Annotated in this window: 19 protein-coding genes and 1 pseudogene; 15 read left to right on the top strand and 5 right to left on the bottom strand. The window is 62.4% G+C overall.

Annotated features, from left to right (window positions below; genetic code table 11):
- Window positions 1-19 precede the first annotated feature (19 nt).
- Window positions 20-1,048: an alpha/beta hydrolase gene (locus M0D64_RS05490; protein WP_266256917.1), complete on the top strand. Its 1,029-nt coding sequence runs from the start codon at window positions 20-22 to the stop codon at window positions 1,046-1,048.
- A 228-nt stretch (window positions 1,049-1,276) separates the two neighbouring features.
- A complete protein-coding gene (locus M0D64_RS44855; RefSeq protein WP_308101809.1) occupies window positions 1,277-1,987 on the top strand; it encodes a hypothetical protein in 711 nt (236 codons plus the stop codon).
- 256 nt (window positions 1,988-2,243) lie between these two features.
- Here the strand turns inward: M0D64_RS44855 and M0D64_RS05480 are convergent, their stop codons facing one another.
- Window positions 2,244-4,724, bottom strand: a complete 2,481-nt coding sequence (locus M0D64_RS05480; RefSeq protein ID WP_266256916.1) for a phospholipase D-like domain-containing protein — start codon at window positions 4,722-4,724, stop codon at window positions 2,244-2,246.
- A gap of 161 nt (window positions 4,725-4,885) precedes the next feature.
- On the opposite strand from M0D64_RS05480, the gene M0D64_RS05475 reads away from it, so the two are divergent.
- Window positions 4,886-5,476 carry a TetR/AcrR family transcriptional regulator gene (locus M0D64_RS05475; protein WP_054040336.1) on the top strand — a complete coding sequence of 197 codons (591 nt, stop codon included), beginning with the start codon at window positions 4,886-4,888 and terminating at the stop codon, window positions 5,474-5,476.
- Window positions 5,477-5,628: 152 nt separating this feature from the next.
- Complete coding sequence (locus M0D64_RS05470; RefSeq protein ID WP_266256915.1) at window positions 5,629-6,606, top strand: zinc-binding dehydrogenase; 978 nt, start codon at window positions 5,629-5,631, stop codon at window positions 6,604-6,606.
- 63 nt (window positions 6,607-6,669) lie between these two features.
- Here the strand turns inward: M0D64_RS05470 and M0D64_RS05465 are convergent, their stop codons facing one another.
- Window positions 6,670-7,011, bottom strand: coding sequence for a hypothetical protein (locus M0D64_RS05465; protein ID WP_266256914.1), 342 nt, complete (start codon window positions 7,009-7,011; stop codon window positions 6,670-6,672).
- Between the two features lie 222 nt (window positions 7,012-7,233).
- Here M0D64_RS05465 and M0D64_RS05460 point away from each other — a divergent pair, with 222 nt between their 5' ends.
- The 3 genes from M0D64_RS05460 to M0D64_RS05450 all read left to right on the top strand — a co-directional run bounded on the left by M0D64_RS05460 (window position 7,234) and on the right by M0D64_RS05450 (window position 10,147).
- Window positions 7,234-8,061, top strand: a complete 828-nt coding sequence (locus M0D64_RS05460) for a MipA/OmpV family protein (protein WP_266256913.1) — start codon at window positions 7,234-7,236, stop codon at window positions 8,059-8,061.
- Between the two features lie 10 nt (window positions 8,062-8,071).
- The gene (locus M0D64_RS05455) at window positions 8,072-8,767 is read left to right on the top strand and encodes a response regulator transcription factor (RefSeq protein ID WP_266256912.1); all 696 of its coding nucleotides are present in this window, start codon (window positions 8,072-8,074) and stop codon (window positions 8,765-8,767) included.
- Window positions 8,768-8,830: 63 nt separating this feature from the next.
- A complete protein-coding gene (locus M0D64_RS05450) occupies window positions 8,831-10,147 on the top strand; it encodes an ATP-binding protein (RefSeq protein WP_308101806.1) in 1,317 nt (438 codons plus the stop codon).
- Between the two features lie 13 nt (window positions 10,148-10,160).
- On the opposite strand, the gene M0D64_RS05445 is transcribed toward M0D64_RS05450, so the two are convergent.
- Window positions 10,161-10,931, bottom strand: a complete 771-nt coding sequence (locus M0D64_RS05445; RefSeq protein ID WP_266256910.1) for a DUF4410 domain-containing protein — start codon at window positions 10,929-10,931, stop codon at window positions 10,161-10,163.
- Between the two features lie 592 nt (window positions 10,932-11,523).
- Window positions 11,524-11,970: a hypothetical protein gene (locus M0D64_RS05440; protein WP_266256909.1), complete on the bottom strand. Its 447-nt coding sequence runs from the start codon at window positions 11,968-11,970 to the stop codon at window positions 11,524-11,526.
- A gap of 355 nt (window positions 11,971-12,325) precedes the next feature.
- On the opposite strand from M0D64_RS05440, the gene phaP reads away from it, so the two are divergent.
- From phaP to M0D64_RS05425, 3 genes are all read left to right on the top strand, one after another.
- Window positions 12,326-12,751 carry a phasin family protein gene (gene phaP / locus M0D64_RS05435; protein ID WP_266239848.1) on the top strand — a complete coding sequence of 142 codons (426 nt, stop codon included), beginning with the start codon at window positions 12,326-12,328 and terminating at the stop codon, window positions 12,749-12,751.
- A gap of 616 nt (window positions 12,752-13,367) precedes the next feature.
- On the top strand, window positions 13,368-13,817 hold the full coding sequence (locus M0D64_RS05430) for a DUF2844 domain-containing protein (protein WP_266239991.1): 450 nt from the start codon (window positions 13,368-13,370) through the stop codon (window positions 13,815-13,817).
- A gap of 11 nt (window positions 13,818-13,828) precedes the next feature.
- A complete protein-coding gene (locus M0D64_RS05425; protein ID WP_266239850.1) occupies window positions 13,829-15,103 on the top strand; it encodes a DUF3443 domain-containing protein in 1,275 nt (424 codons plus the stop codon).
- Between the two features lie 388 nt (window positions 15,104-15,491).
- Here the strand turns inward: M0D64_RS05425 and M0D64_RS05420 are convergent.
- A pseudogene (locus M0D64_RS05420) lies at window positions 15,492-16,553 on the bottom strand (putative zinc-binding metallopeptidase); the annotation flags it as partial.
- A 311-nt stretch (window positions 16,554-16,864) separates the two neighbouring features.
- Between M0D64_RS05420 and M0D64_RS05415 the strand changes: the two are divergent.
- The 5 genes from M0D64_RS05415 (at window position 16,865) to M0D64_RS05395 (ending at window position 25,770) form a co-directional block, all read left to right on the top strand.
- Window positions 16,865-20,338 (top strand): DUF2126 domain-containing protein, encoded by a 3,474-nt coding sequence (locus tag M0D64_RS05415; RefSeq protein ID WP_266256908.1) that lies wholly within the window; start codon window positions 16,865-16,867, stop codon window positions 20,336-20,338.
- 46 nt (window positions 20,339-20,384) lie between these two features.
- Window positions 20,385-23,069 (top strand): circularly permuted type 2 ATP-grasp protein, encoded by a 2,685-nt coding sequence (locus M0D64_RS05410; protein ID WP_154562851.1) that lies wholly within the window; start codon window positions 20,385-20,387, stop codon window positions 23,067-23,069.
- Window positions 23,066-23,956 carry a transglutaminase family protein gene (locus M0D64_RS05405; protein WP_266256907.1) on the top strand — a complete coding sequence of 297 codons (891 nt, stop codon included), beginning with the start codon at window positions 23,066-23,068 and terminating at the stop codon, window positions 23,954-23,956. The genes M0D64_RS05410 and M0D64_RS05405 overlap by 4 nt, the downstream gene beginning before the upstream one ends.
- 226 nt (window positions 23,957-24,182) lie before the next feature.
- Complete coding sequence (locus tag M0D64_RS05400; protein WP_200619279.1) at window positions 24,183-24,932, top strand: IclR family transcriptional regulator; 750 nt, start codon at window positions 24,183-24,185, stop codon at window positions 24,930-24,932.
- Between the two features lie 82 nt (window positions 24,933-25,014).
- Entirely contained in the window at window positions 25,015-25,770 is a 756-nt protein-coding gene (locus M0D64_RS05395) for a transporter substrate-binding domain-containing protein (RefSeq protein WP_266256906.1), read from the top strand.
- Window positions 25,771-25,787: the final 17 nt, after the last annotated feature.

Raw genomic sequence — 25,787 nt, 5'->3', positions numbered from 1 at the left:
CACGAACCTGGAAAAAATCATGAAGACCTTCAAGCCTTTGCTGCTGGCCGCTGTACTTGCAACCAGCGCCACCCTCGCCATCGCCGCAAGCCCGGCAACACCCGCCTCGCCCGATCTGGTGACCAGCCAGTTCCTGCATGCGTTGAACAGCGGCACAGGACCGGCAATCAACACGTTGACACCGGCGCAGGCGCGTCAGGTGCTGGTCGGCGCGCAGAACAGCGTGAAGGTCGATCTGTCCGGCATCGAGGTGTCGAACAAGACCATCGAGCAGGACGGCATCAGCGTGCCGATCACGATCGTACGGCCGCAAGGCGCCACGGGCACGCTGCCGGTCTTCATGTTCTTCCATGGCGGCGGTTGGATCCTTGGGGACTTCCAGGCGCACGAGAGACTGGTGCGCGACCTCGTCGTGCAATCCGGGGCTGTGGCGGTGTTCGTCAATTACACGCCGTCGCCCGAAGCGCGTTACCCGGTGGCGATCAATCAGGCGTACGCGGCCACCAAATGGGTCGCGGAACATGGCAATGAAATCGGTGTGGACGGCAGCCGCCTCGCGGTAGTGGGCAACAGCGTCGGCGGCAACATGGCCGCGGTTGTGTCCCTGATGGCGAAGAACAAGCTGGGCCCTGCAATCCGCTTTCAAGGCCTGATGTGGCCGGTGACGGACAACAATTTCAGCGACGGCTCGTACAACGCCTACCCGGAAGGCCACTTCCTGACCCGGCCGATGATGAAGTGGTTCTGGGATGCGTACACAAAGGATCCGAAGCAGCGCAATGAGATTTACGCTTCACCGCTGCGTGCTTCAGGTGATCAGTTGAAGGGCTTGCCGCCGGCGCTGATCCAGGTAGCGCAGTCCGACGTATTGCGCGATGAAGGCGAGGCTTATGGTCGCAAACTCGACGCTGCGGGCGATGAAGTCACGACGGTTCGCTACAACGGCACGATCCACGACTTTGGCTTGCTTAATGCACTCGCCAACGACGCGCCGACCAAAGCCGCAACCAGGCAGCTTGCCAACGAGTTGCAGGCGCGTCTGAAGTAAGCCGTAAAACCCTGGCCGCGGCGCAATTGCGTAACAGCATCGTGCCGCGGTTACCGGAGCGTTCGACTTTACGTTGATGCAAGGCGTTGTCCGTGTTCCGGCACGGAACAGTTTTATTTCCCTTGTTATGTAAGTCGATTACTGAAACGGCAGCCTATGCCGCTCCGTGTCCGATAGCAAAATAAACGGTATATACTGTTTATACGGTTATCAACACGGAGAGACCACATGACAACACCCGTTACGAAAGAGCACACCAAGAAGGCGTTCCACTTCCCCAAGAGTTCGTCCAAGCACGCAGTAGATGGCGCCGAGCCGGTAGTCGCGGCGGAGCAGCCGGCGGAAGCGGCACCTGCCGTTGAAAAGGCGTCCAAAGCGAAGCGCGCGGCCGCCGCGGAAGCAACGCCGGTCGTCAAGAAAGCCGCTAAAAAAGTGAAGCGCGCGGCGACTGCGGAAGCGAAGGCCGCCGTCAAGAAGCCAGCCAAAGCGAAGCGCTCGGCAACGGCTGAAGCGGCGCCTGTCGTCAAGAAGGCAGCTAAAGCGAAGTCCTCGGCAGTGGCGGAAGCAAAGCCTGTCGTCGAGAAAGCAGCCAAAACCAAGCCCGCGCCAACTGCCGAAGCGGCGCAAACCACCAAGAAAGCAGCCAAGCCGAAGCGTTCCGCGACTGCGGAAGCCGCGCCTGCCAGCGCTCCGGAAGCCAGGAAAGCCAAGCAGCCAAAGAAAGAGAAAGTCGTGCGCGACAGCTTCACGATGCCGAAATCGGACTACGACATGATCGCGTCTCTCAAGCAGAAGTGTCTCGACGCCGGCGTGCCGGTGAAGAAGAGCGAGCTGTTGCGAGCAGGCCTGATGATGCTGGAGTCGGCAGCACCGCAGCGCCTGCTGGCCGCGGTGTCGTCGCTCGAGACGGTGAAGACGGGGCGTCCCGCGAAGGGCTAAACCCGGCCGATGCAGGGTTTAGAGGAAGGCGTGCCCGCCCGGGCGGTGTCGGACTGCAGCGCATCCGGCTGCAAGTTCTCGAGCCGTCGGGGCGGGTACGAAGCATCATCATGACATCGCCATATTGCTGGCAGGTGACGGACAAATTACGTCGAACCGCCAGCCGCTTCCCAACGAATCCGCCTGGCACGTTGTGCCGCTTCCGTTTTTGCAGAGCAGGTTTCCAGAACCTGACAGGCGAGCTTCGCCAGCCTCCTCAGCTCCCCACCGGCGAAGCCAGATAATTCCAGTCGTGCAGGAAAATCTGCTCGAAATAGGCGGCGGCATCGGCGCTATGAATGATCAGCCCCGCATCGCGATTGCGCAGCGTGCCGTCCGCCGACCAGTTCTGACTGCTGACCATGACGACATTTCCGTCGACCACGATTCCTTTGTTGTGAACGTTCGCCTGCCGGCGCAGCACCGACGACGGCACGCCCGCCGCGACCAGCTTTTCGACCCATGCGTCGTTCTGAAACTGACTCGTGATCAGACGCACGTCGAGGCCACGGTCGATGAGCGCCTTAACCGCCGCAATCAACGCGTCATGTTGTGCATCGTCCGGGTGTCCGCTCGGATGGATATATTGGGTCTGCATGTAGAAGCGCTGCTGGGTGGACTCGATGAGCGCCTGAACATGCGGCTGATAGTTATCGGGCGTCAGTAGCGGCTGGATTTGTACGGTATCGCTCAGCGTCTTCGGCGCGAAGAACTGGCGCGGGGTTTTGCCGGCTGCAAACGCTTCGATCGGAACGTCGAGAGCGGCGGTCCCGGCTCCCGGAATATCCATCCCCATTGCCTTGGCTTGAGTTATCGCGTCGCGAGAGACCGCATAGTCGTTCTGCAGGAACGAGCGAAACGTGCTCGCCAACGCCTTGCTCGTGACAATCACATGCCAGTCCCGATCGCTCTTCTCGGCAAGCTTGCGCGCGGCAGCCACGTCCGAGAGATCGATCTCCGGCTGATTGCTGTTGTTCCAGTTGCCCGAAGAGAGCCAGAAAGTATCGTCTTCACGCACGGCGACCTTGATGTGATACGCGTTCGGATAGATCCAGACGGGTGCCTTCGGGTCGGCATTGGTGAGCGCCCAGGTGCCGGCGAAGCGCCCGCCGAGCTTGGCCGAGAGATCGGCCTGGGTTTGCTCATCGGTCTGGTCGGCCGTGGGATTCTTCGCGGGATGGTCGAGCGTAAGCGTCAGCTTCTGGCCTCCGGAAAACGCGGACTCGACTGCGGTCAGAATGTGCTCGGACGTGAAGTCGTACATTCCCACCACCAGTTCTTCGCGAACGCCGGCGATGAAATTCGATAGCTCCGCCCATCCGGCATCGGGACTCACGTGCAGTACCAGCGAGACCTGTTCCGTCACCGCATCGAGACTCGCGCCGGGCGCCGGTGTGTACGGAATCTCCTCTTTGCGCGCACGGGCAGCGAGGAACATCTGGAGCGGCGCAGGCGGACTCGCGAGTACGTTGCCTTGTCTATCGAAAAACACCTGGTCCGCGAAATCGGGCTGCCGCAGTTCATGGCGAGCTTCAGCCAGTGCGCAATATCGCGAGGGGTCTAGCGCCTGCATCGATTCCATGGTGTCGGCAGCGCGTACATCGACGGGTACGCCGTCGATCTGCTTCGGCAGCGCAGTTTGCAGTGCTGTGAGCCTGTCCGCCGCCACGGTGACGACAATGGCACGCATGACAGCGCGTCCAGGCGCCGGCCATTGCAAGCCGCTACGCATGGAGAGCACGCCCTCTTGCCGGAACGACTCGGCGTGCGTGTCGAGCATGGTCCGGATATCGATCGCCGGGGTCTCCCGTGCAGAACCGGTGGTGTCGGCAGAGTCTGTCTTGAGGCGAGCGAGGGCCGCCGAGAAAAGGGCCGCGCCGGTTGGCAACGCACTGGCGAATATCATGCGGCGCGCGTCTCGCCGTTCCACCGCCGGCGCGCTGGCTTTCAATTGCGAGAGTGGCTGAGGCAACTGCGTGAGGCTGTCGACGAAGCTGCGCAACGACCGTCCGCCCGTCAGCGATCCGCCACCGGGTTGCCCGGATGCGAGATCGATAATTTCGGGTGCGCCGAAATGCCTGACCTGCTGCAACTTGTTGTTCTGCGGGTTGAACCAGGTGAGGTAGCCATTAGGCAGCACCTGACGGGGCCGCGTGATCTTGCCACTGAAACTGTAGCGTGCGCCCGACGTGCCGGCAGGGTCGAAATAGTTAGGCGTGTAGAAGTCCGAGACCAGCACGTCGTCGATCAGATAGGCGCAGGTTGCGTCTTCGGGCGGATCGCATATCTCGACCAGATATTCGACTTTGCCGTCACCGTCCTGCACTTCGTTGTCGACGATCGTCACCGCATTGGCCGCGGTGAGGCGGTTGCCGCCCGGATCGACCAGCATTTCGAGTATCTCGTGACTCGCCGACAGCGACCATGTATTGCCGGCCAGGACAACCGCGAACGGCTGGTTGTGCTCGGTCAGGTGAAAACCGGCGGCCCCCGCTTGAACTTCGTCCACCACGTAAACCGGCCAGACGCCTGGGTCGAGATGATCGGTGGATTCGAGCGCGACGACAGTGCCCGACACGTTCCAGATCGGGGCGAGATCGCGGCTGAGCTGCAGGTTGAGTGCCTGCGCGACACGGACGACATCGGTGTAAGGTACGGCGGCGGATTGCGACACGATTCCAACGCGGGCGGTCAACATGGCATGTCTCCTGGGTGAGGACGGAACAGCTCATGCTCAGGGTGACGCGTTGTTATGGCGTGGGCATGACAGCAGTGTGTCCGTCCCGCAAAGCGGCCACGATCGAGTCGCCAAAATGCGCTCTAGACGACTGGTCTAATTGAGGCCATAATCCGCTTCCTATGAGAGCTAGCCATCCCCACATTCGCCGGCACATCCTCGACGCCGGGCGCGCGCTGATCGCACGCAAGGGCTTTGTCGCGGTCGGGCTGAACGAGATTCTGACGACCGCCGAGATCCCGAAGGGCTCGTTCTATCACTACTTCGGCTCGAAGGAATCGTTCGGCAGCGAGTTGCTGCAGCAGTACGTCGCCGACTACGCGGTCCGTCTCGACGAACTGTTCGGTCGGCCCGGTGTCAACGGCCGGGACAAGCTGCTGAGCTATTGGGCTGCCTGGCAGCAGGAGCAGCTCGATCAGGACGGCGACGAAAAATGTCTGGTGGTGAAGCTGAGCGCGGAAGTCGGCGACCTGTCCGATGAGATGCGCGTGGTGTTGCGCGACGGCGTCGACCGTTTGATGGTGCGTCTTGCTTCTGTGATTGAAGAAGGCCAGGCAGACGGCTCGCTTTCGCCGGAGATCCGGGCTCGGGAGGCGGCCGAACTCCTGTATCACATGTGGCTCGGCGCGGCGCTCATCACCAAGCTGCGACAGGATGGAAGCGCGATGGCGCAAGCCATGGCGGTCACACAGAGCGTCCTGCGCGCGGCATGACATGGCTGCGGCTGAGGTCTTGGTACTGATGAGACTCGTCGAACAGAAGCACTCAGAAAACCATTTGCTGAAGCACCCAGAGAAGCACTCGCAGAACCCCTCACTCCGCGCAGAACGGAGTCCTCATCGTTGCACATACCAGGAGACAGACTGTGCGTAGCGTTATCTATTCCTCTTTCGGCAATCCCACCGAGGTGCTGCAGGTCGCGGAACGTCCCATGCCGAATCCCGGCGCGGGTCAGGTGCGCATCAAATCGACCTTGTCGCCGATTCACAATCACGACCTCTGGACAATTCGCGGTCAATACGGCTACAAGCCGAAACTGCCGGCCGTGGGTGGCACTGAAGTTGCCGGCGTGATCGACGCGATCGGCGAAGGTGTCGAACACCTGAAGCCCGGTCAACGCGTAGTGGTGGCCGGCATCTACGAGGGCTGGGCCGATTACGTTCTGGCGCCGGCGGCAGTGGTGGTCCCGCTGCCCGACGCGATCAGCGACGAAACAGGTTGCCAACTGATCGCCATGCCGTTGAGCGCGGTCATGTTGCTCGAATATCTGCACCTCGAACCCGGTCAGTGGTTCATCCAGAACACGGCGAACGGTGCGGTCGGCAAGACTCTGGCGATGCTCGCCAACGCGCGCGGCATCAATGGGGTCAATCTGGTCCGGCGCGAGGCGGGCATTGCGGAATTGGCCGAGGTCGGCATCGGCAATGCGGTGTCGACCGAAAGCGAGGGCTGGAAGAAGCGGGTTCGCGACATCGTCGGCGATGCACCGATTATGGCAGGTGTCGATTCCGTGGGAGGCGACGCCAGTGGTGACATCTTCGGTCTGCTTGGCGAAAACGGCACCCTGGTGTCGTTTGGCGCGATGTCCAATGAGCCGATGCGCCTCAGCTCCGGCGATGCGATCTTCAAGCAGGCGACCGTCAAGGGTTTCTGGGCGAGCAAGATTTTCGAAGTCACTTCGGGCGCGGATAAAGCGCGAATGATCGGCGAATTGCTGAGGCTCGCCGCGTCGGGCGAGTTGAAGCTGCCGGTCGAAGCCATCTTCGATGTCGAGGACGTGGCGCAAGCGGCAGCGGTGAGCGGGAAGAGCGCGCGCAAGGGCAAGGTGCTGTTGCGGTTCTAACGAGCGAAGGCGTGTCGCTGCATCGCGCACAAGCGTGCGCCGTGCAGTGTCACGCTGATGCCATCAATCGATGCAGTGACGTCCCTGCAGTTCCACATGCAACTGGACGAGCCACGCACGCGCGCAATATGCGTCGATCGATGCCTGGTCGGCGGGCTCGTCGAGCAATCTGACCTGGTGTGCCGCTAAAGCCGCGTCGAACGCGCGGCGTGCGGCCCATCTCAACGAAAGCATGACGACCAGGGCCAGTCCGATCGTGGCCACGTGGTAGGGCAGCAAGGGCGCGTTGTCGTCGAACAGGCCGAACAGCACTGAAAGGATCAGGCTCGGAATGATGGCGACGCACGTCGAGAGGCAGAAGAGCACGGCGTTTGCGCGCAGTGCGGTTGTATTGGTGAGTTTCATCGAGTGAGATCCCGCGATCGGATAGCGGTCTCGATGCTGAACTCGCGTGACTTACCTGATACTTACGGCCGGCGGGCCTTGCCGAGGCATCTGCTGCCGCGATCGTTCCCTATCCCGTGCGCTGTGCCCCAATACGCCTGTTCCCGCCGTTTCGAGTAAGTAACGAGTAAGTCCAGTGGTTCTAGAGTCGATGCTGCCTCATCCATCCACTCAGGACTCGACGTGAAAAAAACTCTTCGCCGTGAGCGCAGGTTGTTACTGGCTATCGCATCGTTCGCATCGTTCTGCGCGTATTCGGGCGCGGCTTTGGCCGACGGCCTGAGCCCTGAACCGCCCACAGCGGACGACACAGGCTTCACCGTGCTGAACAATTCCACGAACGTGACACATTGGGGCCTGGGCGTGGGCGCGGGCATCGAGCAGGCGCCCTACAAAGGCTATGGCACGAAATTCACGCCGATTCCGCTGATCTCGTTCGACAACAAATGGGTGCATGTCTTCGGTACGGCTGTCGATCTGAAGATCGGCAAGTGGAGCAACGTGAGCCTCGCCTTGCGTGGACAGTACGCCCTCGGCGACGGCTACAAGGCGTCAGATGCGCCGATTCTGAACGGTATGCAGAACCGCAACGGTGCGTTCTGGTACGGCCCGGCGCTTGCATGGCACACCGCATACGGCACGCTCTCGGGCGATTTTCTGGAAGGCGGCAACAAGGGCCAGAAAGCCACGATCGATTTCAGCAAGTCCTTCGAGTACGGGAAATTCGACTTCGAACCGCACGCCGGCGTGGATTGGTTGAGCCACAAATATGTCGATTACTATTACGGTGTGCGCTCATCCGAAGTGCGCGCCGGGCGCCCGGAATATACCGGCAAGGCGACCTACGACATCTCGGTCGGAACGCGTATCGACTACAAGTTCACGCGCCATCAGATCCTGATCCTCGACGTCGGCGTCGAGCACCTTGGCAGCGGTATTACCGACAGTCCGCTGGTGGGCAAGCGCTATATTCCGCAAGCCAGGGTCGGCTACCTTTACGAATTCAACTGAGCACCAGCGCATGTCGCGTGTCGCACTGATCGAAGACCACGAGCGCCTCGCCGGCATGATCCGTCAGGCGCTTTCCGCTGCAGGCATCGAGACCGATGTGTTCGGCACCATTTCGGAGGCGCAGTATGGCGTGAGCCGGGCCGACTACGCGGTGCTCATCATCGATCGCGGTTTGCCGGATGGCGATGGCCTGACTTTTCTGCGGACGTTGCGCGCGGCAGGGCAGATGACGCCGTCGCTCATGCTGACCGCGCGCGACGCGCTGCATGACCGCGTCGACGGACTGGAAAACGGCGCGGACGACTACGTGACCAAGCCCTTCGCGATGAGTGAACTGGTCGCGCGGGTGCGTACGCTGATGCGCCGGCCGGTGGCGCTGACGGATCTGGTGATTTCGTTCGGCGACCTCACGGTCGATCCGCAGCAACGCGCCATGCGCTGCGGCGCGCAGTCTGTTCTGCTGGCGCCTGCCGAGTTGCAGATCGTGCTGTGTCTCGTGAAGGCGGAGGGCGCCACCGTCCGGCACGCGGCGCTCGAACATGCCGCGTGGGGACTCGGCGAAGCCGTCACGCCCAATGCGCTCGAAGTTACGCTGCATCGTCTGCGTAAAAAGCTGACCGCGCTCGGCGCGACGACGCGGCTCGCCAATATTCGCGGCGCGGGCTTCGCGCTCCAGGTTGCCGCCAGGTCCGCCGGACAGCACTAAATCAACGGCCCATTGCTCACCATGTTCAATCACTGGATTCGCAGTTTATCCGCGCGGCTTTGGGTGACCAGCATTGTTGCACTCGCGATCAGCCTGACCGTGCTGGCGACGGCCGCTACCTATGCGTTCAGTCACTTCCCTCAGCAGATGCTCGGGTTGCACGAGGAAATGGAAAGCGCCACGGCGATTGCGAGTGGACTCCGGTTCGACGGTACCGGCCGTCTGGTTTCCGTGGCGCTTCCTTCGGAGAAGGCCTGGCTTTTCGAGGTGGCGCCGACGGAACTGAAGTACCGGGTACTCGACGAACGCGGCAACGTGTTGCTGGCTTCGAACGGCGCCGAGGGGCGTGAAGCATGGATTGCCGGCGATCTAGCCGGGGCTGTCGGCAATGTTCAGCGCGTGGAGATTGGGGCGAAGCCGTTCGAAATCCTGACGCTACGGGTTCCGCATGGTTCGGCGGTTTTCTATACCCAGACCGCGACGTCGGAGCGCTTCGTCAACGCGATTATCGACGCCAAGATCAAGCCGATGCCGGCGATCATCAAGACGATCGTTCTCGTTGCCACGATCATTTTTGGCCTGTCTTTGCCCTTCACCGTGCATCGGGTGCTCAAGCCGCTTAGAGAGGCATCGCGCGCGGCTGCGCGCATCACGCCGCGCAACCTCACCACGCGGCTTTCCACCACGGGCATTCCGAGTGAAATCAAACCGTTGATCCATGCCTTCAACGAAACACTCGATAGACTCGAAAAAGGCTTCGCCGTGCAGCAGCAGTTTCTCGCATCCGCCGCGCACGAGTTGCAGACACCGCTCACCTTGATCCGCGGCCAGATCGAACTGCAGCCCGGGATCGACGACAAGGACCTGCTGTTTCGCGAAATCGATCTGATGGCGCGTCAGGTTCGACAACTGTTGCATCTCGCCGAAGTCAGCGAGTCGCAGAACTTCAGCTTCGGCGAGGTGAATATCGTCGACGTGGTGCAGGACGTGGTGGCTTATCTTGCGCGCAAAGCCGACCGCAGGGAGGTGACGCTCCGGCTCGAAACCACGGTCGCGCCGTCGTCGATCTGGGCCGACCGAAGCGCGTTGTTCATTCTGCTCAAGAATATCGTTGAAAACGCGATCAACGCCTCGCCGGCGCATGGCACGGTCGTGCTGATCGTCGATGCCGTCTCGGTGCAGGTTCAGGACGAAGGGCCGGGCATCAGGCAGGAGTATCTGCCGTTTCTCTTCAAGCGGTTCTGGCGCGCGCCGGATGCCCGGCATGAGGGCGCCGGGCTCGGCCTCGCGATCTGCAAGGAGATCGCCACGGCTCACGAATGGCGCTTGACCGTGAGCAGTCTGGTATCCGGCACGCGCTTCGCGGTGTGGTTTTCGTAGCGCTGCGGATTACTTATCCCTTGACGTGCTCCGTCGAGAGCCAGCCGCCGCTTACACCGATCTGCGCCACCTGTTTTGCCACCGCGTCGGCGAGGCGCTTTGCATCCGCCGAAACACCGGCCTTCTTGGTTTCGGACATGGCGTGCAAACCGCCGCCCACGGCTGCCGAGGTCGCGATGCTTCCGGCTGCGGCGCCCACGCCGGCCGTTTCGACCATGCCGGGTGCTTTGCCGCTGTCGCCGGTGGCATTGAAACTTTGCACCAGCCGCGCGGTGCCGCCCGCCGGTTTGTAGAGAATCTGCACGGAGCTGCTCACCTGGCTCTTGCCGGCGCCGAGTCCAATCAGCACGCGGCGGCGGCGATTACCCGCGTCGATCTTGTCGAAGCTGCCTTGCACGAGCAGGACGTTCTGGTCGGCGGGGGCGGGGATGTCCGAGCGACTCGCGTGCAGCCCCATCGATTGCAATTGATGCACGATTTCGTTGGCCACCTGCTCACGCACGGCAATCGCATCGGCCGATTGCTTTTCCGCGGCGGACGAGCCGTCGAGTTGCGACTTCAATTTCTTCAGCATGCCGCCGTTGTCCAGTTTGACCTGATCCGGATTGCTGTCGAAGGTGTAGACATAAATATTGTCCGGGCGCACTTGCGGCTGTGCGCTGGTCTGGGTCGCGTTGTTGATGCTGCCGCCGGCGCAACCGGTCAGGAGCGCGCTGCCGCAGACCATTGCAACGCATGCAAAACGGGCGGCATTCTTTTTGAGGAAACTCACTGAAGTCAACATGTTCATCCTGTCGTCGGCACGCGGTGCCGTTAGCTTCGAACGCATCTTCCGATGATCGGGCAACCGTGGGATCGTTGATCATCGGGGTCGCATTCGCACGCGCGTTTTCACGCAAAGCACCCTTGATCTCATGCGTCTTTTTTCGTACGCACCGGCAGCGAAACGAAGTATGGGCGAGTCACTTCCCGAACTCCATTCAACAATTATTTCGCGCAATGTCACGGCGAAACATGCAGCCGCGGAGCGGGTTTGGCATGGGATGAATGCGACGGCAGAGTGTCAACTCAAGGCAAGTTTGACGATGCAGCACAGCACGAAGATGAGCAGGGCGGCGGCGACGGCCATATTGAGCGGATAGGGCATTGTTCACCAGGCACTAGCGTTACGGTGCTCTCATCCTAATCACCTGAGGGAAGATGAAAAGTAGGCAATGAGGCGGCTATGTGCGAAAGCTAACGCAGCGCGCCGAACGGCTGCGCTGCTTTTCGACGGGAGCGCTTCCAGCCGATTTTGTATCGGGACGAATTGCCGCGTCCCTCGCGTCGGGTTGGAATTACCGGCCGTTCGACTGCGTGATGATCGAGTCCGCGCTTTATTGCCGAGCAGGCGGTTGCACCTCTGCCGGCATGCCACGCGGCGGCCTGTTCGTCGCAACGAGATCTTCCGACAGACTGGTGCGCAGCGTAGCGATGGCCTGGTCGGTATTGGCCGGCTTCAACTGCTCGCGGGCCAGCGAGTCGTACACGTAGTGGCGCAGCATCGGATCTTGCGTCTTGTTCAACACCTCGTGATACACGGCGACGATCTCGCCTTCACGCCCGCTCATTGCGTACAGGCGGCGCAACTGTTCCAGGTCGTTGACCACCGCGAAACCCGGACCCATCGGCCCGTGCGGCGAAGGTGGCCCGTCGCCGTGATGCGGCTCGCCGTGCGCGGGGGCCGAAGCGGGCGGCGGCGCTGCCGCTTCCTGTGCCAGCGCGCCGGTGGCGGCCACGGTCAGAATGGCGGCTAGTGCCGCGCACAGCAATCCTTTTTTCATGATGTCGCTCCCATTGAGACAGCACCGGCGCAACGGTGCGCCAGCACATCGGAAACGATAGTCGACATGCCGTTTCGTCGGGTTACTGAAGCTATCCTGTAACTTACCGGACCTTGCATGCTTCGTGGCCGAAGCCGCAAAACGTTCCGGCAAAGAGACGCTCGACGCCAGGGTGTGCCCGCTGGCGCAATGCAACCGGATGGCGCATGATTGACGCACTGTGCCGTCCGACCCCAGAAGCAGCACGCCTTTTGCGGGAGGCTCGGCGCACGCGACGCCACTGGTGCCTATGCCGAAGAAACCCATCGCGGCGATGCACTGCGGGCGAGTATTCAATCGTTAAGGAGGATTTCGCATGAGCCAACCTGACGCCGCCAATCCGTTTGGCGATTTCACCAAAATGCTGGAGCAGTTCAAGCTTCCCGGCTTCGACGTACCCGCCATCATGGAAGCGCGACGCAAGGACGTGGAAGCACTGGTTCAGGCGAATCAGACGGCATTCCAGGGCATGCAGTCACTTGCGCAGAAACAGACCGAGATGCTGCGTACCACGTTGGGCGAATTGCAGTCGCTCACCGGGCAATTGTCGGCCGGCGGCGCCGCGCCTCCGGCGAAAGCCGCCGAACTGATCCAGCAAAGCCTGCATAAGTCGCTCGCCGACATGCAGCAGTTGGCGCAAGCCGCGTATCAGACGCAGGCCGAGTCGTATGCGGTGATCGCAAAACGCGTAGAAGAAAATGTGCAGGAGCTTAAATCGCTCTTGCAACAGCAGAAAAAGTAACGGACGCTGCCGGGTTCGAATCGCTCGATTCGAACCCGGCGCGGCTTGCAGAACTCGCAATGAATTAGCAATGAAGACCCGATGCCGCGAATGACCACCAGGTTATCCGCGGCATTTTTTTGCCGCCTCGGAGCGCGCTCGTACGCGGTTTTCTCTTCACACAAAAGCAGTCCACACGTGCCGCAATAATCAGATGAAATAGGCCGATCAACGCGAATTTTTCAGCGAACGCTTACATTACTCGCGACATGCGCCACGCATTAATATTTTTCTGCTGTGGCCCCGTTATTTAATACGTGTGTTCGCTTTAAACAGGACGTGTCGGCAAAATTTGCGCTCAAGCGACGCCCCTTGGTGATCCTGTCCTCAAATATCAAACAGGTTCAAACGACGTCGAGCATGCAGAAGGTTTAAATCGTCCCGCAAACGATTGCTGTGCCCTTGCGCGATCGCTAAAGTTTCGCGCTGCCACTCCGTAGACGCATTCACGCAACCCAACCGGTGTGAATGCAGAACCGGCACCGCCGGTCAGGAGTGCGCCCCTGGATTCCCCGTTCGTGATCGGCTCACCCGCCGGCCACGAGCGTTTCACCTCGAAGGAAATCTCTTGAAACCGATGCTTTCTACAAGCATTGCTCGCGCAATGCTCGGGGCAGGCTGCGCGCTGTCGTTTGCCGCGCACGCCACGCTCGGCCAGAACGTCAGTTCTGTCGACAGCGATCAGACGAGCCTTCACGCAGTGGCTCATACGATCACTACGCAAAGCGCGTATTCGGTGCACCTGGTGGCGATGCCGTCCGGCACGCTGGTGCGCGAGTACGTTGCGCCCAACGGCATCGTCTTCGGTGTCGCGTGGCAGGGCCCGACGCTGCCCGATCTGAAAACCATGCTGGGCGCGTCGTTCGACCAATACGTCGCCGCCACCGCAACCCGGCGTGGCACGCCGCTCGCGGTGTCCGGCAGCGATCTGGTTGTGTTCTCCGGCGGGCACCTGCGCGCGTTTGCCGGCTACGCCTATCTGCCGCAAGTGGTGCCTGCGGGCGTCGATGTCGGCGTCATTCAATAACGGAGCGAATCATGCGTCATACGTCTTCGTTCGTTACCTTGTTGTGCGCGACGCTGCTCGCGTTGCTCGTCAGTGCCTGCGGCGGCGGGGGCGGTGGCTCCGGCGGTTCCAGCTCCTCATCGAGCTCCGGCACGACGAGCCTTTCGGCCGGTCCCACCGTCACGAATACCTCGCCTTCGCCGCAAGTGGTGGCCGCCAACGCGGTGCGCGTGACGGTCGACTCCGGCGTGAGCAACGTGCCGAACATGCCGTTCGTCAGCATCACGATTTGCGCGCCCGGCACCAGCCAGTGTCAAACCATCGATCACATCCTGGTGGATACCGGTTCGTGGGGCGTGCGCGTGTTCGCTTCGCAATTGCCGGCCTCGATGGCGCTGCCGCAGCAGAAGGACGCCTCGGGCCATCTGGTTGCCGAATGCATGCAGTTCTTCGACGGCTACACATGGGGTTCGGTGAAGCTCGCGGACCTGCAGATCGCCGGTGAAAAAGCGGCCTCGCTGCCGATCCAGGTGATCGACCCGAACTACGCTTCGGTGCCGTCCGATTGCGCGAGCGTCGGCGCGTCGCGCAACACGCCGGGCACGTTGCAGGCCAATGGCATTCTGGGCATCGGCGTGTTCAAGCACGACTGCGGCGCGAACTGTGTGCAACAGGCGGTGGCCGGCACGTATTACGGCTGCAGCGGCACGACCTGCACGTCGATTCCGCTTGCTGAAGCGCTGCAGGTCGCCAACCCGATTCCGTACTTCGCGACCGACAACAACGGTTCGATGTTGAGTCTGCCGACGGTGTCGGGCGGCGCGCAGTCGGTCAGCGGGCAACTGGTGTTCGGCATCGGCACGCAGGCCAACAATGCGCTGGGCAGCGCGCAGGTGATCGGCGTAAGTGCGTCGAACGGCACCTTTACGACGGTGCAGAACGGCACGACGTATTCGAGCAGTATTCTGGACAGCGGCTCGACGGGCCTGTTCTTCCAGACCAGTGCGTTGCCGACATGCGCGAGCCCCAATAGCGCGTACTACTGCCCGGTGTCGACCCAATCGTTGAGTGCGATGATCCAGGGGGTGAACGGCACGACGAGCGCGGTGAACTTCAGCGTCGGCAATGCCACGACGATCTCGCAGACGTACAGCGGCGATTCAGCGTTGCCGCTGCTGGCTGGACCGGCCTTTGTGACGTCCTCGATTTTCGACTGGGGCCTGCCGTTCTTCTACGGGCGTAACGTGTACGCCGCCGTCGAGCAGCAGACGACGCCTGGTGGTACGGGGCCTTACGTCGCGTATTGAGCGATCGCCAGGTTTGGCTCCGATGAAAAAAATCCCGCTGCCGGTTGATTCGGCAGCGGGATTTTTTATGGGTTCTCGAAGCGTTCCATGTGCGGTTATTGCAATTGGACTAACGCCGGCGTGCGGCCCGCTTGGCGGGTGCTGCTTTGGCGGCGGCGGGTCCGGATTGCAACGGCGGCGCTGACGACGCGGCTGTCTCCATGACAGGTGCCTGCACGGGTTCTTGTGACATGACGGGTTGTGCGACCGGTTGAGGCGCAGCCAGTGGCACCGGCTGCGCGACCGGTTGTGCCGCCACCGGTTGCAACGCCCCAGCCTGCGCCGTCTTTAACGGCGCCTGCCCCGTTCCGGCTTTACGCGCCGGCTTCGCCGCTTCGCGCGGTTGCGTTTTGTCGCCGGCTGCCGCAATCACCCGATGCACGAACCGCAGCTTATCCACCACCGGCGAGGCCAGCGTGAACGGATACCCGTCGGGCATGCCGAGACTGCGGTTCAGGCTGTTCAAGGCATACGTGAGCGGAAACCAGCGTTTCATCAAATTCTCGAAGCTCGCGTCTTCGACGGGCGTGCGGTCGGTCAGCGTCGGCTCGCTCGGGTCGTCGGGCAACAAGGCGAGGCCGTACGACGTCGACGTATCCAGCACGTCGACGATCAGCATGTAGTGCGCCCACGTCTCGGCCCAGTCTTCCCAGGGATGCATCGTCGCGTAGGCGCTGATATACGAGGCCTGCCAGTCCTTCGGTGCGCCGTCGCGGTAGTAGGCCGTCAGCGCTTCGCCGTAGTCGGCGCGCTCGTCGCCGAATAGCTTGCGGTAGGGCTTGAGCCAGCGCGGGTCGTTCTCGACCAGTTGGCTGAAATAGTAGTGGCCCGTCTCATGGCGGAAGTGGCCAAGCAGCGTGCGGTAGGGCTCGCCCATCGCGCTGCGCACCTTTTCGCGGTAGGCGTCTTCGGCTTCGGCAATGTTCAGCGTGATGAGCCCGTTGTCGTGGCCGGTCATGACGCGCTCGCCGTCGTCGCCGTCTTCGAGGAATTCGAATGCCAGCCCGTATTCGGGATCGTCCTTGCGCGAGAGCACGTCGAGGCCGAGCGCGGCCAGCGTGTACAGCAGACGCCGCTTCGCCATCTCCAACCGGTACCAGTAGAGCCGGTTGTCCGGCGCGCTCAGATTCGGGATCGTGCGCGTAAGCTGACAGGCGCGGCACAGCGTGTCGGGCGAGTCGGCGGGGATCATCCAGTTGCAGACATTTTCGACCGCGTAGTTGTGGCACTGCCGGAACAATGCACCCTCGCCACGCGGATGCAGACTGCGCCAGCGGCCTTCGCCGGCGTCTTCGAAGGCACTGATTTCGGCCAGTTCAGGCACATATCCGAGCAATGCCTCGCACCGTTCGCAACGAACGTTTTCATAGAACACAAGGTGCGAGCAGCGATTGCAGTGGAAGGTTTTCATCGATAGAGCCTGGGTGTGGGGGCAGTCGTGGAGCGAAGCCGACGCGCAATCTTCATGCCGCATTTGCCAGACGTCACTGGTTTAACGCACATTACGTGCATGATCGTGCATCGGCGCTGCGCCGCTTTGGTGCGCGGCTACCGAAAAGGCAGTGGAAAGGCGCGCTGATCGATCGACCGGACGGTCGACAGATGCGGCAAACTTCGCAGTAGGCTGTAATCCGGGCGGTACAGGCAGTTCACGCGGTTTTTCGATCCACGGCATGAAGCTTGCTTTTTGGCGGGCTGCCATCCCTTGTCCAGGAGTCCGGTGTGTCCATACGCGTCGCGTTGAATCATGTCACACATTACCGCTACGACAGGCTGGTTGCGCTGTCGCCCCAGGTCGTGCGTCTCAGGCCTGCGCCGCATTGCCGGACCCCCATTCTGTCTTATTCGATGCGGGTCGAACCGGCTGAACACTTCATCAACTGGCAGCAGGACGCGTTTGCCAACTATCAGGCGCGCCTCGTCTTCCCCGAGAAGACCCGCGAATTCAAGGTGACCGTGGATCTGGTCGCCGAGATGGCGGTCTACAACCCGTTCGACTTCTTTCTCGAACCGTCGGCGGAACGGTTTCCGTTCGAGTATGAACCCGGCCTCGCGCTGGAGCTTGCCCCGTACCTCGTCAAGCGGCCGATGACGCCGCGCTTCGCCGAGTTCGTCGCGAGTATCGACCGTAAGCCGATGATCACCGCCGACTTCCTCGTCGCACTGAATCAGCGGCTGCAACGCGAGATCCGCTACCTGATCCGCATGGAGCCTGGCGTGCAGACGCCCGAGGAAACGCTGGTAAGCGCCGCGGGTTCCTGCCGTGATTCGGGCTGGCTGCTGGTCGAGACGTTGCGGCAACTGGGGCTGGCGGCGCGCTTTGTCTCCGGCTACCTGCTGCAACTCGCGCCCGACGTCAAATCCATCGACGGCCCGAGCGGCACCGAAGTCGACTTCACCGACCTGCACGCATGGTGCGAGGTCTACCTGCCGGGCGCGGGCTGGATCGGCCTCGACCCGACCTCCGGCCTGCTCGCCGGGGAAGGCCATATTCCGGTCGCCTGCACGCCCGAACCCGGCAGCGCGGCGCCGATTTCCGGCGCGGTCGACGAATCCGAAGTCGAGTTCGAGCACACCATGTCGATCGAACGGGTACTGGAGACGCCGCGCGTCACCAAGCCGTTCACCGAAGAAGTGTGGAGCGACGTCGTTAAAATGGGCGAGCAGGTCGACCAGCGCCTCACCGAGATGGACGTGCGCCTGACGATGGGCGGCGAGCCGACGTTTGTGTCGGTGCGCGATCGCGACGCCGCCGAATGGAACACCGACGCGCTCGGCCCCACCAAACGCGGCTATGCGGTCGCGCTGATGGACAAGCTGCGCTCGCGCTACGGCGCTAACGGCTTTCTGCATATCGGCCAGGGCAAGTGGTATCCGGGCGAACAGTTGCCGCGCTGGGCCATGTCGCTCTACTGGCGCGCCGACGGCGAGCCGTGCTGGCAAGACCCTACGCTATTCGCCGACGAACGCGAGCCGGGCACCTACACGGCCGCCGACGCCCAGCGTTTCCTCGCTCATCTGGCGACCAAGCTATCGCTCGACACGGACTGCATCCAGCCCGGCTTCGAAGACGTCTGGTACTACCTGTGGCGCGAGCGCCGTCTGCCGGTCAACGTCGATCCGCTCGATGCGCGTCTGGATGACGAGCTGGAGCGCGTGCGTCTGCGGCGTGTGTTCGACGCGGGCCTGGGCGGCGCGACCGGTTTTGTCCTGCCGCTCGCACGCGAACGCGACGTGCCGAACGAGCCGCCGAAGTGGGTCAGCGGCCGTTGGTTCTTCCGCGACGAACGCATGTTCCTGATTCCCGGCGATTCGCCAATGGGTTATCGCTTGCCGCTCGATTCGCTGCCGTGGGTGTCGAAGACCGACTATCCGTATCAGCACGCACACGATCCGTTCGCTCCGCCGGTGCCGTTGCGCCCGGCTGCGCAATTGCGCATGCAATACGACGGCGAGCAGCGCACCTTGAGCGCCGCCGATGCGCGGCGTGCGGCGGCGTTGTCGTCGTCAGCGGCGGATTTGTTGAGCGGCATGGCGGGCAGCGGCGTGCTGGCCTTTGCGCCTCAGTCAGGCGACCAGCAGCCGCCGGAGCGTGGGCAGTCGTCGAAGGAAACGTTGCGTACGGCGATCTGCGTCGAAGCGCGCGACCCGAAACGGGCCGCCGGTCCGAAGGCGGAAACCGAAGCGTTCGGCAGCGGGCGTTCGCTGCTGCATGTGTTCATGCCGCCGCTCACCGAACTCGACGACTATCTCGACCTCCTTGCGGCGATCGAAGCGACGGCCGCCGAATTGCAGATGCAGGTGGTGCTCGAAGGCTATCCGCCGCCGCGCGATGCGCGCCTGAAGGTCTTGCAGGTAACGCCGGACCCGGGTGTGATCGAGGTGAACATTCATCCGGCTTCGAGCTGGGAGCAACTGGTCGACAACACGGAGTACCTGTATCAGTCCGCGGCCGAGAGCTATCTGAGCAGCGAGAAGTTCATGACCGACGGCCGGCATACGGGAACCGGCGGCGGCAATCACTTCGTGCTCGGCGGCGCGACGCCTGCCGATAGTCCGTTCCTGCGCCGTCCGGATCTGCTGGCCAGCCTGATCGCGTATTGGCACAACCATCCGTCGCTGTCGTATCTGTTTTCCGGGCTCTTTATCGGGCCGACGAGCCAGGCGCCGCGCGTCGACGAGGCGCGCAACGACCAGGTGTATGAGTTGGAGGTGGCGTTCCGCGAACTGCAGCGGCAGATCGATCTGCTCGGCGGCCGCGACAGCGCGAACCTGCCGGCGTGGATGATCGACCGCTCGTTGCGCAACATCCTGATCGATGTGACGGGCAATACGCACCGCGCCGAGTTCTGCATCGACAAACTCTATTCGCCCGATGGTCCGACTGGCCGCCTCGGCCTGCTCGAATTGCGCGGCTTCGAAATGCCGCCGCATGCACGCATGAGTCTCGTGCAGCAGTTGCTGCTGCGCGCGCTGGTGGCGCGCTTCTGGCACACGCCGTACACGCAGCGGCTCACGCGCTGGGGCACGGAACTGCATGACCGCTTCCTGCTCGGCACCTTCGCGAAGATGGATTTCGACGACGTGCTCGGCGAACTCAACCAGGCGGGCTTCGCCTTCGAGAGCAGCTGGTTCGCGCCGCACTTCGAATTCCGCTTCCCGCTGGTCGGCGAGACCACGGTGAACGGCGTCTCGCTGACGATCCGTAACGCGCTCGAACCGTGGCACGTGATGGGCGAGGAGGGCTCGCCGGGCGGCACGGTGCGTTATGTGGATTCGTCGGTGGAAAGGCTCGAAGTGCGTGCGCTCGGTTTGAACGACAACCGCCATGTGGTGACGGTCAACGGTGTGCCGGTGCCGCTTCAGCCGACGGGCCGCGTCAGCGAATATGTGGCCGGCGTGCGCTTTCGCGCCTGGGCGCAACCGTCGGCGCTGCATCCGACCATCGGCGTGGATGCGCCGCTCACCTTCGACCTGTTCGATACATGGACTGGCCGCTCGGTCGGCGGATGCCAGTATCATGTCGCACATCCGGGCGGGCGCAACTATCAGACCTTCCCGGTCAACGCCTACGAGGCCGAAAGCCGGCGGCGCGCACGCTTCTTCGCATCCGGTCATACGCCGGGGCCGCTCACGGTCGGTGTACCGCAGCGCAGCCTCGAGTTTCCGTTTACGTTGGACCTGCGCTACTGGTAACCTGGTAGACTGAAAGCGGCAGCATACTTTTAAGAACGACACGACCTTGGCCTTTCAATCGACTTTTCCTTTCGAAACGTCCGCGGCGCGCGCGGACGCTTCGTCCTTATTGCGGCTGTTGCCGGCCTACGAAGGACATTGGGACGAGTTACGCGACGCCTCGGGCGTGTTGCGCGAGCCGTGGCGGCAGTTCTTCGAGCGGCTCGGCGAAGACGGCATCGCGCGATTGGAGGATCACCGCGCGTCGATCGCGCAGCAGATCCGCGACAACGACATCAGCTACAACGTCTACGCGGATAACGGCGAGCCGCGGCCGTGGGCGCTCGACCTGCTGCCGTTCCTGATCAGCGAGGCGGAGTGGGCGCATATCGAGCGTGGCGTGACGCAGCGCGCGCATCTGCTCAATGCCATCGTCGCCGATATTTATGGGCCGCAGACCTTGCTCGATCGGGGGCAGTTGCCGCCCGCGCTGGTGTTCGGGCATCCGGGTTACCTGCGCTCCGTGAAGGGCTTCACACCGCCTGGCGGGCAATATCTGCAGGTGGTTGCCGTCGATCTGGCGCGTACGCCTGGCGGCAACTGGACGGTCATGGCGCATCGCACCGAGGCGCCATCCGGCCTGGGTTATGCGCTGGAAAACCGGCTGATCGTGTCGACGCTGTTCGCCGAACCGTTCCGCGCGATGCGCGTAAGCCGCCTCGCCCCGACCTATTCGCAACTGATCGCGACGCTTGCGCAGGCCGCTCAGGCCACCATGGCGCACGACAGTTCGGGCGCCGATGGTTTGCCCCATATCGCGTTGCTCACACCTGGACCGTTTAGCGAAACCTACTTCGAGCACGTGTTTCTCGCGCGCTATCTCGGCGTCACGCTGGTCGAAGGCAAAGACCTGACCGTGCGTGACGACATGCTGTATCTGAAGACGCTCGCCGGTCTCGAACGCGTGCACGTCGTGTTGCGGCGTCTGGACGATGCGTTCTGCGATCCGGTCGAACTGCGCGCGGATTCGAGCATCGGCGTGCCGGGCCTGTTGCAGGTGATGCGTGCGGGCAATGTGATCGTGTCGAACGTGCCGGGTTCGGGCTTTGTCGAATCGCCTGCTTTGCATGGCTTTTTGCCGGGCATCGCCGAAGTTTTACTCGACGAAGACCTCGTGCTGCCGAGCGTGGCCACCTGGTGGTGCGGCGAAAAGGCGGCGCGTGTCCACGCATTCGGGCGTCTGGACGAAGCGTTCATCGTACCGACCTGGCCGGTCGCGGCACGCGATGCGCCACCCGGGATCGAGCAGGGCAGGCAACGGCTGTCGACATGGCGTGAACGCATCGAAGCGATGCCCGATGCCTATACGATCCAGCAGCCGCAGCGCTTTTCCTGCACGCCGCGTTACGAAGACGGCACCATTGGCCGCCGTCCGTCGGTACTGCGTGTCTATGCGATTGCCGACGTCAACGGCGGCTGGCATGTGATGCCAGGCGGTTTCACGCGGATGGCCGCCGAGCGCCAGGCGACGGTGTCGATGCAGTACGGCGGCAGTAGCGTCGACACGTGGGTGCTGTCGAGTCAGCCGACGTCGACCTTCACGCTGCTGCCCTCGCCGATGCAACCCGCCGACCTCGCGCGCAAGCATCGCACCGTGTCGAGCCGCGCGGCGGAAAACCTGTTCTGGGCCGGACGTTATGGCGAACGCGCCGAAAACAATGTGCGGCTGTTGCGCCTGATTCTCGGCTCGCTGGAAGGCAACGACGCCGATGCGATGTTCCCCACGCTGGTCGAGCTCGCCATGCATTGCGGTCTCGTGCAATCCGGCGACATGTTTGCGCCGAATTCGCCGCAAGTGTTCGAGCGTGCGTTGGTCGCGAATCTGAGCGAGAGCACCGGCCCCACGAGCATTGGCCAGAACCTCGCATGGCAAGCACGCTCGAACGGCGAAGTGCGTGGGCGTTTGTCGAACGATCACTGGCGCACGATTCTCGCGGCGCGTAACGACTTCCGCGATGCATTGCAGACGTTGATGCCGGCTGCGGGGGGCAACGGCAATGGCAATGGTGGTGGTAACGGTAACGGCAGTGGTAGTGGTTCATCGCAGGGCGGCGCGAATGGTAACGGTCGCGCTGAGCGCAGCGAACGCTACGATCGTTATGACCGTGTGACACTGATGAACGCGCTTGAACGTTTATCGGTGCAGCTATCGGCGATCAGCGGCGCGCAAGGCGACCGCATGACGCGCGACGAAGCGTGGCGTCTGCTATTCGTCGGGCGGCATATCGAACGCGTGTCGGCGATGACGTCGTTCCTGCGGGTGGTCGCCGATAATGGCCAGCTCTCGACACCCGCCGGGTTCGATCTGTTGCTGCAATTGTTCGACAGCACGCTGACGTATCGCTCACTGTATCCGGGTCGTTTCGAAGTACCCGCCTTGCTCGATCTGCTGGTGATCGAGCCCACTAATCCGCGCGGCGTCTATGGCGTCTATGAGCGCTTGCGCAAGAAGCTCGACGAGATCGCCGTGGCGGCGGGCAGCATGCGGCATCGTCCGTTTGCGGAATTGATGCCGCCCGCCGCTTCCTTGCCGGCGCTCGAATCGCTGTGCGCCATCGACGAAGACGATTCATACGCCGACCTGATTGCGGTGTGCGATCAGATTGGCGGCTATGTCGGCGCGGCGGCGCATGAGATCAGCGCGCGCTATTTCAGTCATGCCAGTACGGTGGCATCGCAGGTGTGGTCATGAAGCACGCGCCGACCGTGTTGTCCGTCTCGCATCGCACGACCTACCACTACTCCACGTATGTGGAGACCGCCCAGCATCTCGCGACGATCCGGCCGATCGCCTGTGCGTGGCAGCGTGTGGTCTCGCACAGCGAAAAGATCGAGCCGGAGCCGTCGTATCAGACCAGCCGTATCGACGCTTTCGGCAACGACGTCCTGTACTTCGCGCTGGACGCCCCGCACGAGCGCTTGCAACTCGTCAGCGAAACCACCGTGGCGCTCATGCCGCGCTGGACCGACCTCGACCCCGATGAAACGCCGGAATGGGAGTGCGTGGCGGACGAGCTGCGTTTCTGGGTCGGCGGCGAGTTCCGGCCCGAGGTGGAGTTCTGCTTTGCATCGCCTAACATCGTGCCGCGGCCGTCGTTGCGCGCTTATGCGCTGCCGAGCTTTCCGCCCGGCATGCCGATCGTGGCGGGGGCGATCGATCTGATGCACCGGATTCACGAAGACTTCGCGTACAAACCTTCGGCGACGATGTTCGACACGCCCGCCGAACGCGCCTTCGAATTGAAGAGCGGGGTATGCCAGGACTTTGCGCAGGTGATGATCGGCTGTTTGCGCTCGCTGGGTTTGCCGGCGCGCTACGTGAGCGGTTATCTGCGCAACGATCCGCCGCCTGGGCAGCCGCGGTTGATCGGTGCGGATGCCTCGCATGCATGGGTGTCCGTGTATTGCCCGGAGAGTGGCTGGATCGATCTCGATCCCACCAACGACGTACTCGCCGACATGGACCACGTGACGCTCGCAATTGGGCGCGATTACAGCGACGTGTCCTTGCTGCGCGGGATGATCCTGGGGGGCGGGGCGCATCGGGTTGAGGTCGGCGTGACGGTGCTCGCGCTCTAGGCTGCGGCTTTTACCGGCCGCTTCTACTCGCTTTACCCCTTCAGCAAGCCACTTTCTAGTTGGGCGAATCCGCTCGACGTGCCGCGCGTCCGCTGCGGCACGCTCTTTTATCCCGCTTTCGGGGAAAACCCTCTCTTCTCATTCCCACTCGTCGGGAATCCAATTTTTGAAATCCGAGAATGTTCTGGCATTCTGATTCCGTTATTCATTGTGGGTAGTTTTCATCGTGAACGCGGAACAGGGTGTGACAGGGGCTGAACGGGTGCTGCTGGTGCTGGCGGCGCTCGCCAGTCATGGCAAGGCCATGTCGGTCAAGGATCTGCTCGCTGTCACCGGTCTCGCGCAAAGCACGCTGTACCGGCAAATCGCGCTGCTCAAGCGCTGGGGTTTCGTCGCTGAAAACGCGGGCCATTACGCGCCGGGTCCGATCAGCCTACAACTCGCGCTCGGCTTCGACGTGAATTCGCTGCTCGTCGAAGCGAGCCGCACGGAGATGCAACAACTGGCACGCGCGTCGCAGGAAAGCATCGGGTTGGTGGTCGCGGTCAAGCATCAGGTGATGTGCCTGGAAATGGTCGACAGCCAGCACTCGTTGCGCTGCTCGTTCGAAAAAGGCCGCGCCGTGCCGCTGAAAGCCGGTGCTTCGGCGAAATCGCTGCTGGCGTTCATGGCCGACAAGGCCCGCACCGAAGTGCTCGATAACCTGTTCGACAACGACCCCGCCGGCCGCGCCGCGATCGAAGCCGAACTCGAACAGATTCGCGCTCAGGGCTACGCCGTCAGCGACAGCGAAGTCGATCCGGGCGTGTGGGGCGTGAGCGCCCCGATATTTCATCGCAGCGGACGCGGCGCCGGAAGCAGCGCGTCGATCACGCTGATGGCGCCGTCCACGCGCGCCATCGGCCGCGAAAGCCAATTCATCGACGGGACGCTACGTACGGCCCGCGCTATTTCCGAGCATATGCAAACCGATTGATCGGGCAGGGCCGCTCGCGGCCGTATTCGATCTGGATACCGAACGAACTGAACAAACCGAACGAACCACAAGGAGCCCTCCCATGAAACTGAATCGACTGTTGTCCCTCGCATGTGTCACGTTTGCGGTGACGTTTGCCGGCTTTTCCGGCGCGGCTTCCGCACAAACGCCGGACGTGCTGAACGTCGCCACCGACGCAACCTTCCCGCCGATGGAATTCACCGAAAACGGCGCGCGCACCGGCTTCGACGTCGACATGATGAATGCGCTCGCGAAAGCCATGGGCAAACGCGTGCAATGGACGGATATCGACTTCAAAGGCTTGATTCCGGGCTTGATCGCGCATCGTTTCGACGTGGCGATCTCCGGCATCTACATCACCGATGAGCGCGCGAAAGTGGTCGACTTCACCGATTCATACTACGCCGGCGGCCTTGTCGCGCTGGTGAAAAGCGATTCGCCGATCAAGTCAGTCGCTGACCTGAACGGCAAGAAAGTCTCGGTCCAGGTGGGCACGAAGTCGGTCAACTTCCTGCGCGACAACTACCCGCAAATCAACCGCGTCGAAGTCGAAAAGAATCAGGAAATGTTCGACCTGGTCGGCATTGGCCGTGCTGATGCAGCCGTGACCGGCAAGCCGGCCGCCTATCAACTGGTGAAGACGCGCGGCGGCTTCCGCGTGCTCGATAAGCCGCTGACGACCGAAGCCTACGGTATCGCCGTGCGCAAGGACGAACCGCAACTGAAGGCGGCATTCAACACTGCGCTGGCGAAGATCAAGGCCGACGGCACGTACGCGGCGATCGTCAAGAAGTGGTTCGGCGCTACCGCTCAATAACCGGCTGAACAGACACA

Source organism: Paraburkholderia sp. WS6, from assembly GCF_030464835.1.
GTDB lineage: Bacteria > Pseudomonadota > Gammaproteobacteria > Burkholderiales > Burkholderiaceae > Paraburkholderia > Paraburkholderia madseniana.
The sequence above is the reverse complement of the archived record's forward strand: the minus strand, read 5'-3'. Positions and strand labels throughout refer to the sequence as shown.

What these genes read in the sequence shown, in the direction of transcription:
- M0D64_RS05480 (WP_266256916.1), bottom strand. Translation starts at nt 4,724, where the DNA reads ATGTTGACCGCCCGCGTTGGAATCGTGTCGCAATCCGCCGCCGTACCT.
- M0D64_RS44855 (WP_308101809.1), top strand. Translation starts at nt 1,277, where the DNA reads ATGACAACACCCGTTACGAAAGAGCACACCAAGAAGGCGTTCCACTTC.
- M0D64_RS05455 (WP_266256912.1), top strand. Translation starts at nt 8,072, where the DNA reads ATGTCGCGTGTCGCACTGATCGAAGACCACGAGCGCCTCGCCGGCATG.
- phaP (WP_266239848.1), top strand. Translation starts at nt 12,326, where the DNA reads ATGAGCCAACCTGACGCCGCCAATCCGTTTGGCGATTTCACCAAAATG.
- M0D64_RS05445 (WP_266256910.1), bottom strand. Translation starts at nt 10,931, where the DNA reads ATGTTGACTTCAGTGAGTTTCCTCAAAAAGAATGCCGCCCGTTTTGCA.
- M0D64_RS05490 (WP_266256917.1), top strand. Translation starts at nt 20, where the DNA reads ATGAAGACCTTCAAGCCTTTGCTGCTGGCCGCTGTACTTGCAACCAGC.
- M0D64_RS05425 (WP_266239850.1), top strand. Translation starts at nt 13,829, where the DNA reads ATGCGTCATACGTCTTCGTTCGTTACCTTGTTGTGCGCGACGCTGCTC.
- M0D64_RS05405 (WP_266256907.1), top strand. Translation starts at nt 23,066, where the DNA reads ATGAAGCACGCGCCGACCGTGTTGTCCGTCTCGCATCGCACGACCTAC.
- M0D64_RS05440 (WP_266256909.1), bottom strand. Translation starts at nt 11,970, where the DNA reads ATGAAAAAAGGATTGCTGTGCGCGGCACTAGCCGCCATTCTGACCGTG.
- M0D64_RS05475 (WP_054040336.1), top strand. Translation starts at nt 4,886, where the DNA reads ATGAGAGCTAGCCATCCCCACATTCGCCGGCACATCCTCGACGCCGGG.
- M0D64_RS05430 (WP_266239991.1), top strand. Translation starts at nt 13,368, where the DNA reads ATGCTTTCTACAAGCATTGCTCGCGCAATGCTCGGGGCAGGCTGCGCG.
- M0D64_RS05465 (WP_266256914.1), bottom strand. Translation starts at nt 7,011, where the DNA reads ATGAAACTCACCAATACAACCGCACTGCGCGCAAACGCCGTGCTCTTC.
- M0D64_RS05395 (WP_266256906.1), top strand. Translation starts at nt 25,015, where the DNA reads ATGAAACTGAATCGACTGTTGTCCCTCGCATGTGTCACGTTTGCGGTG.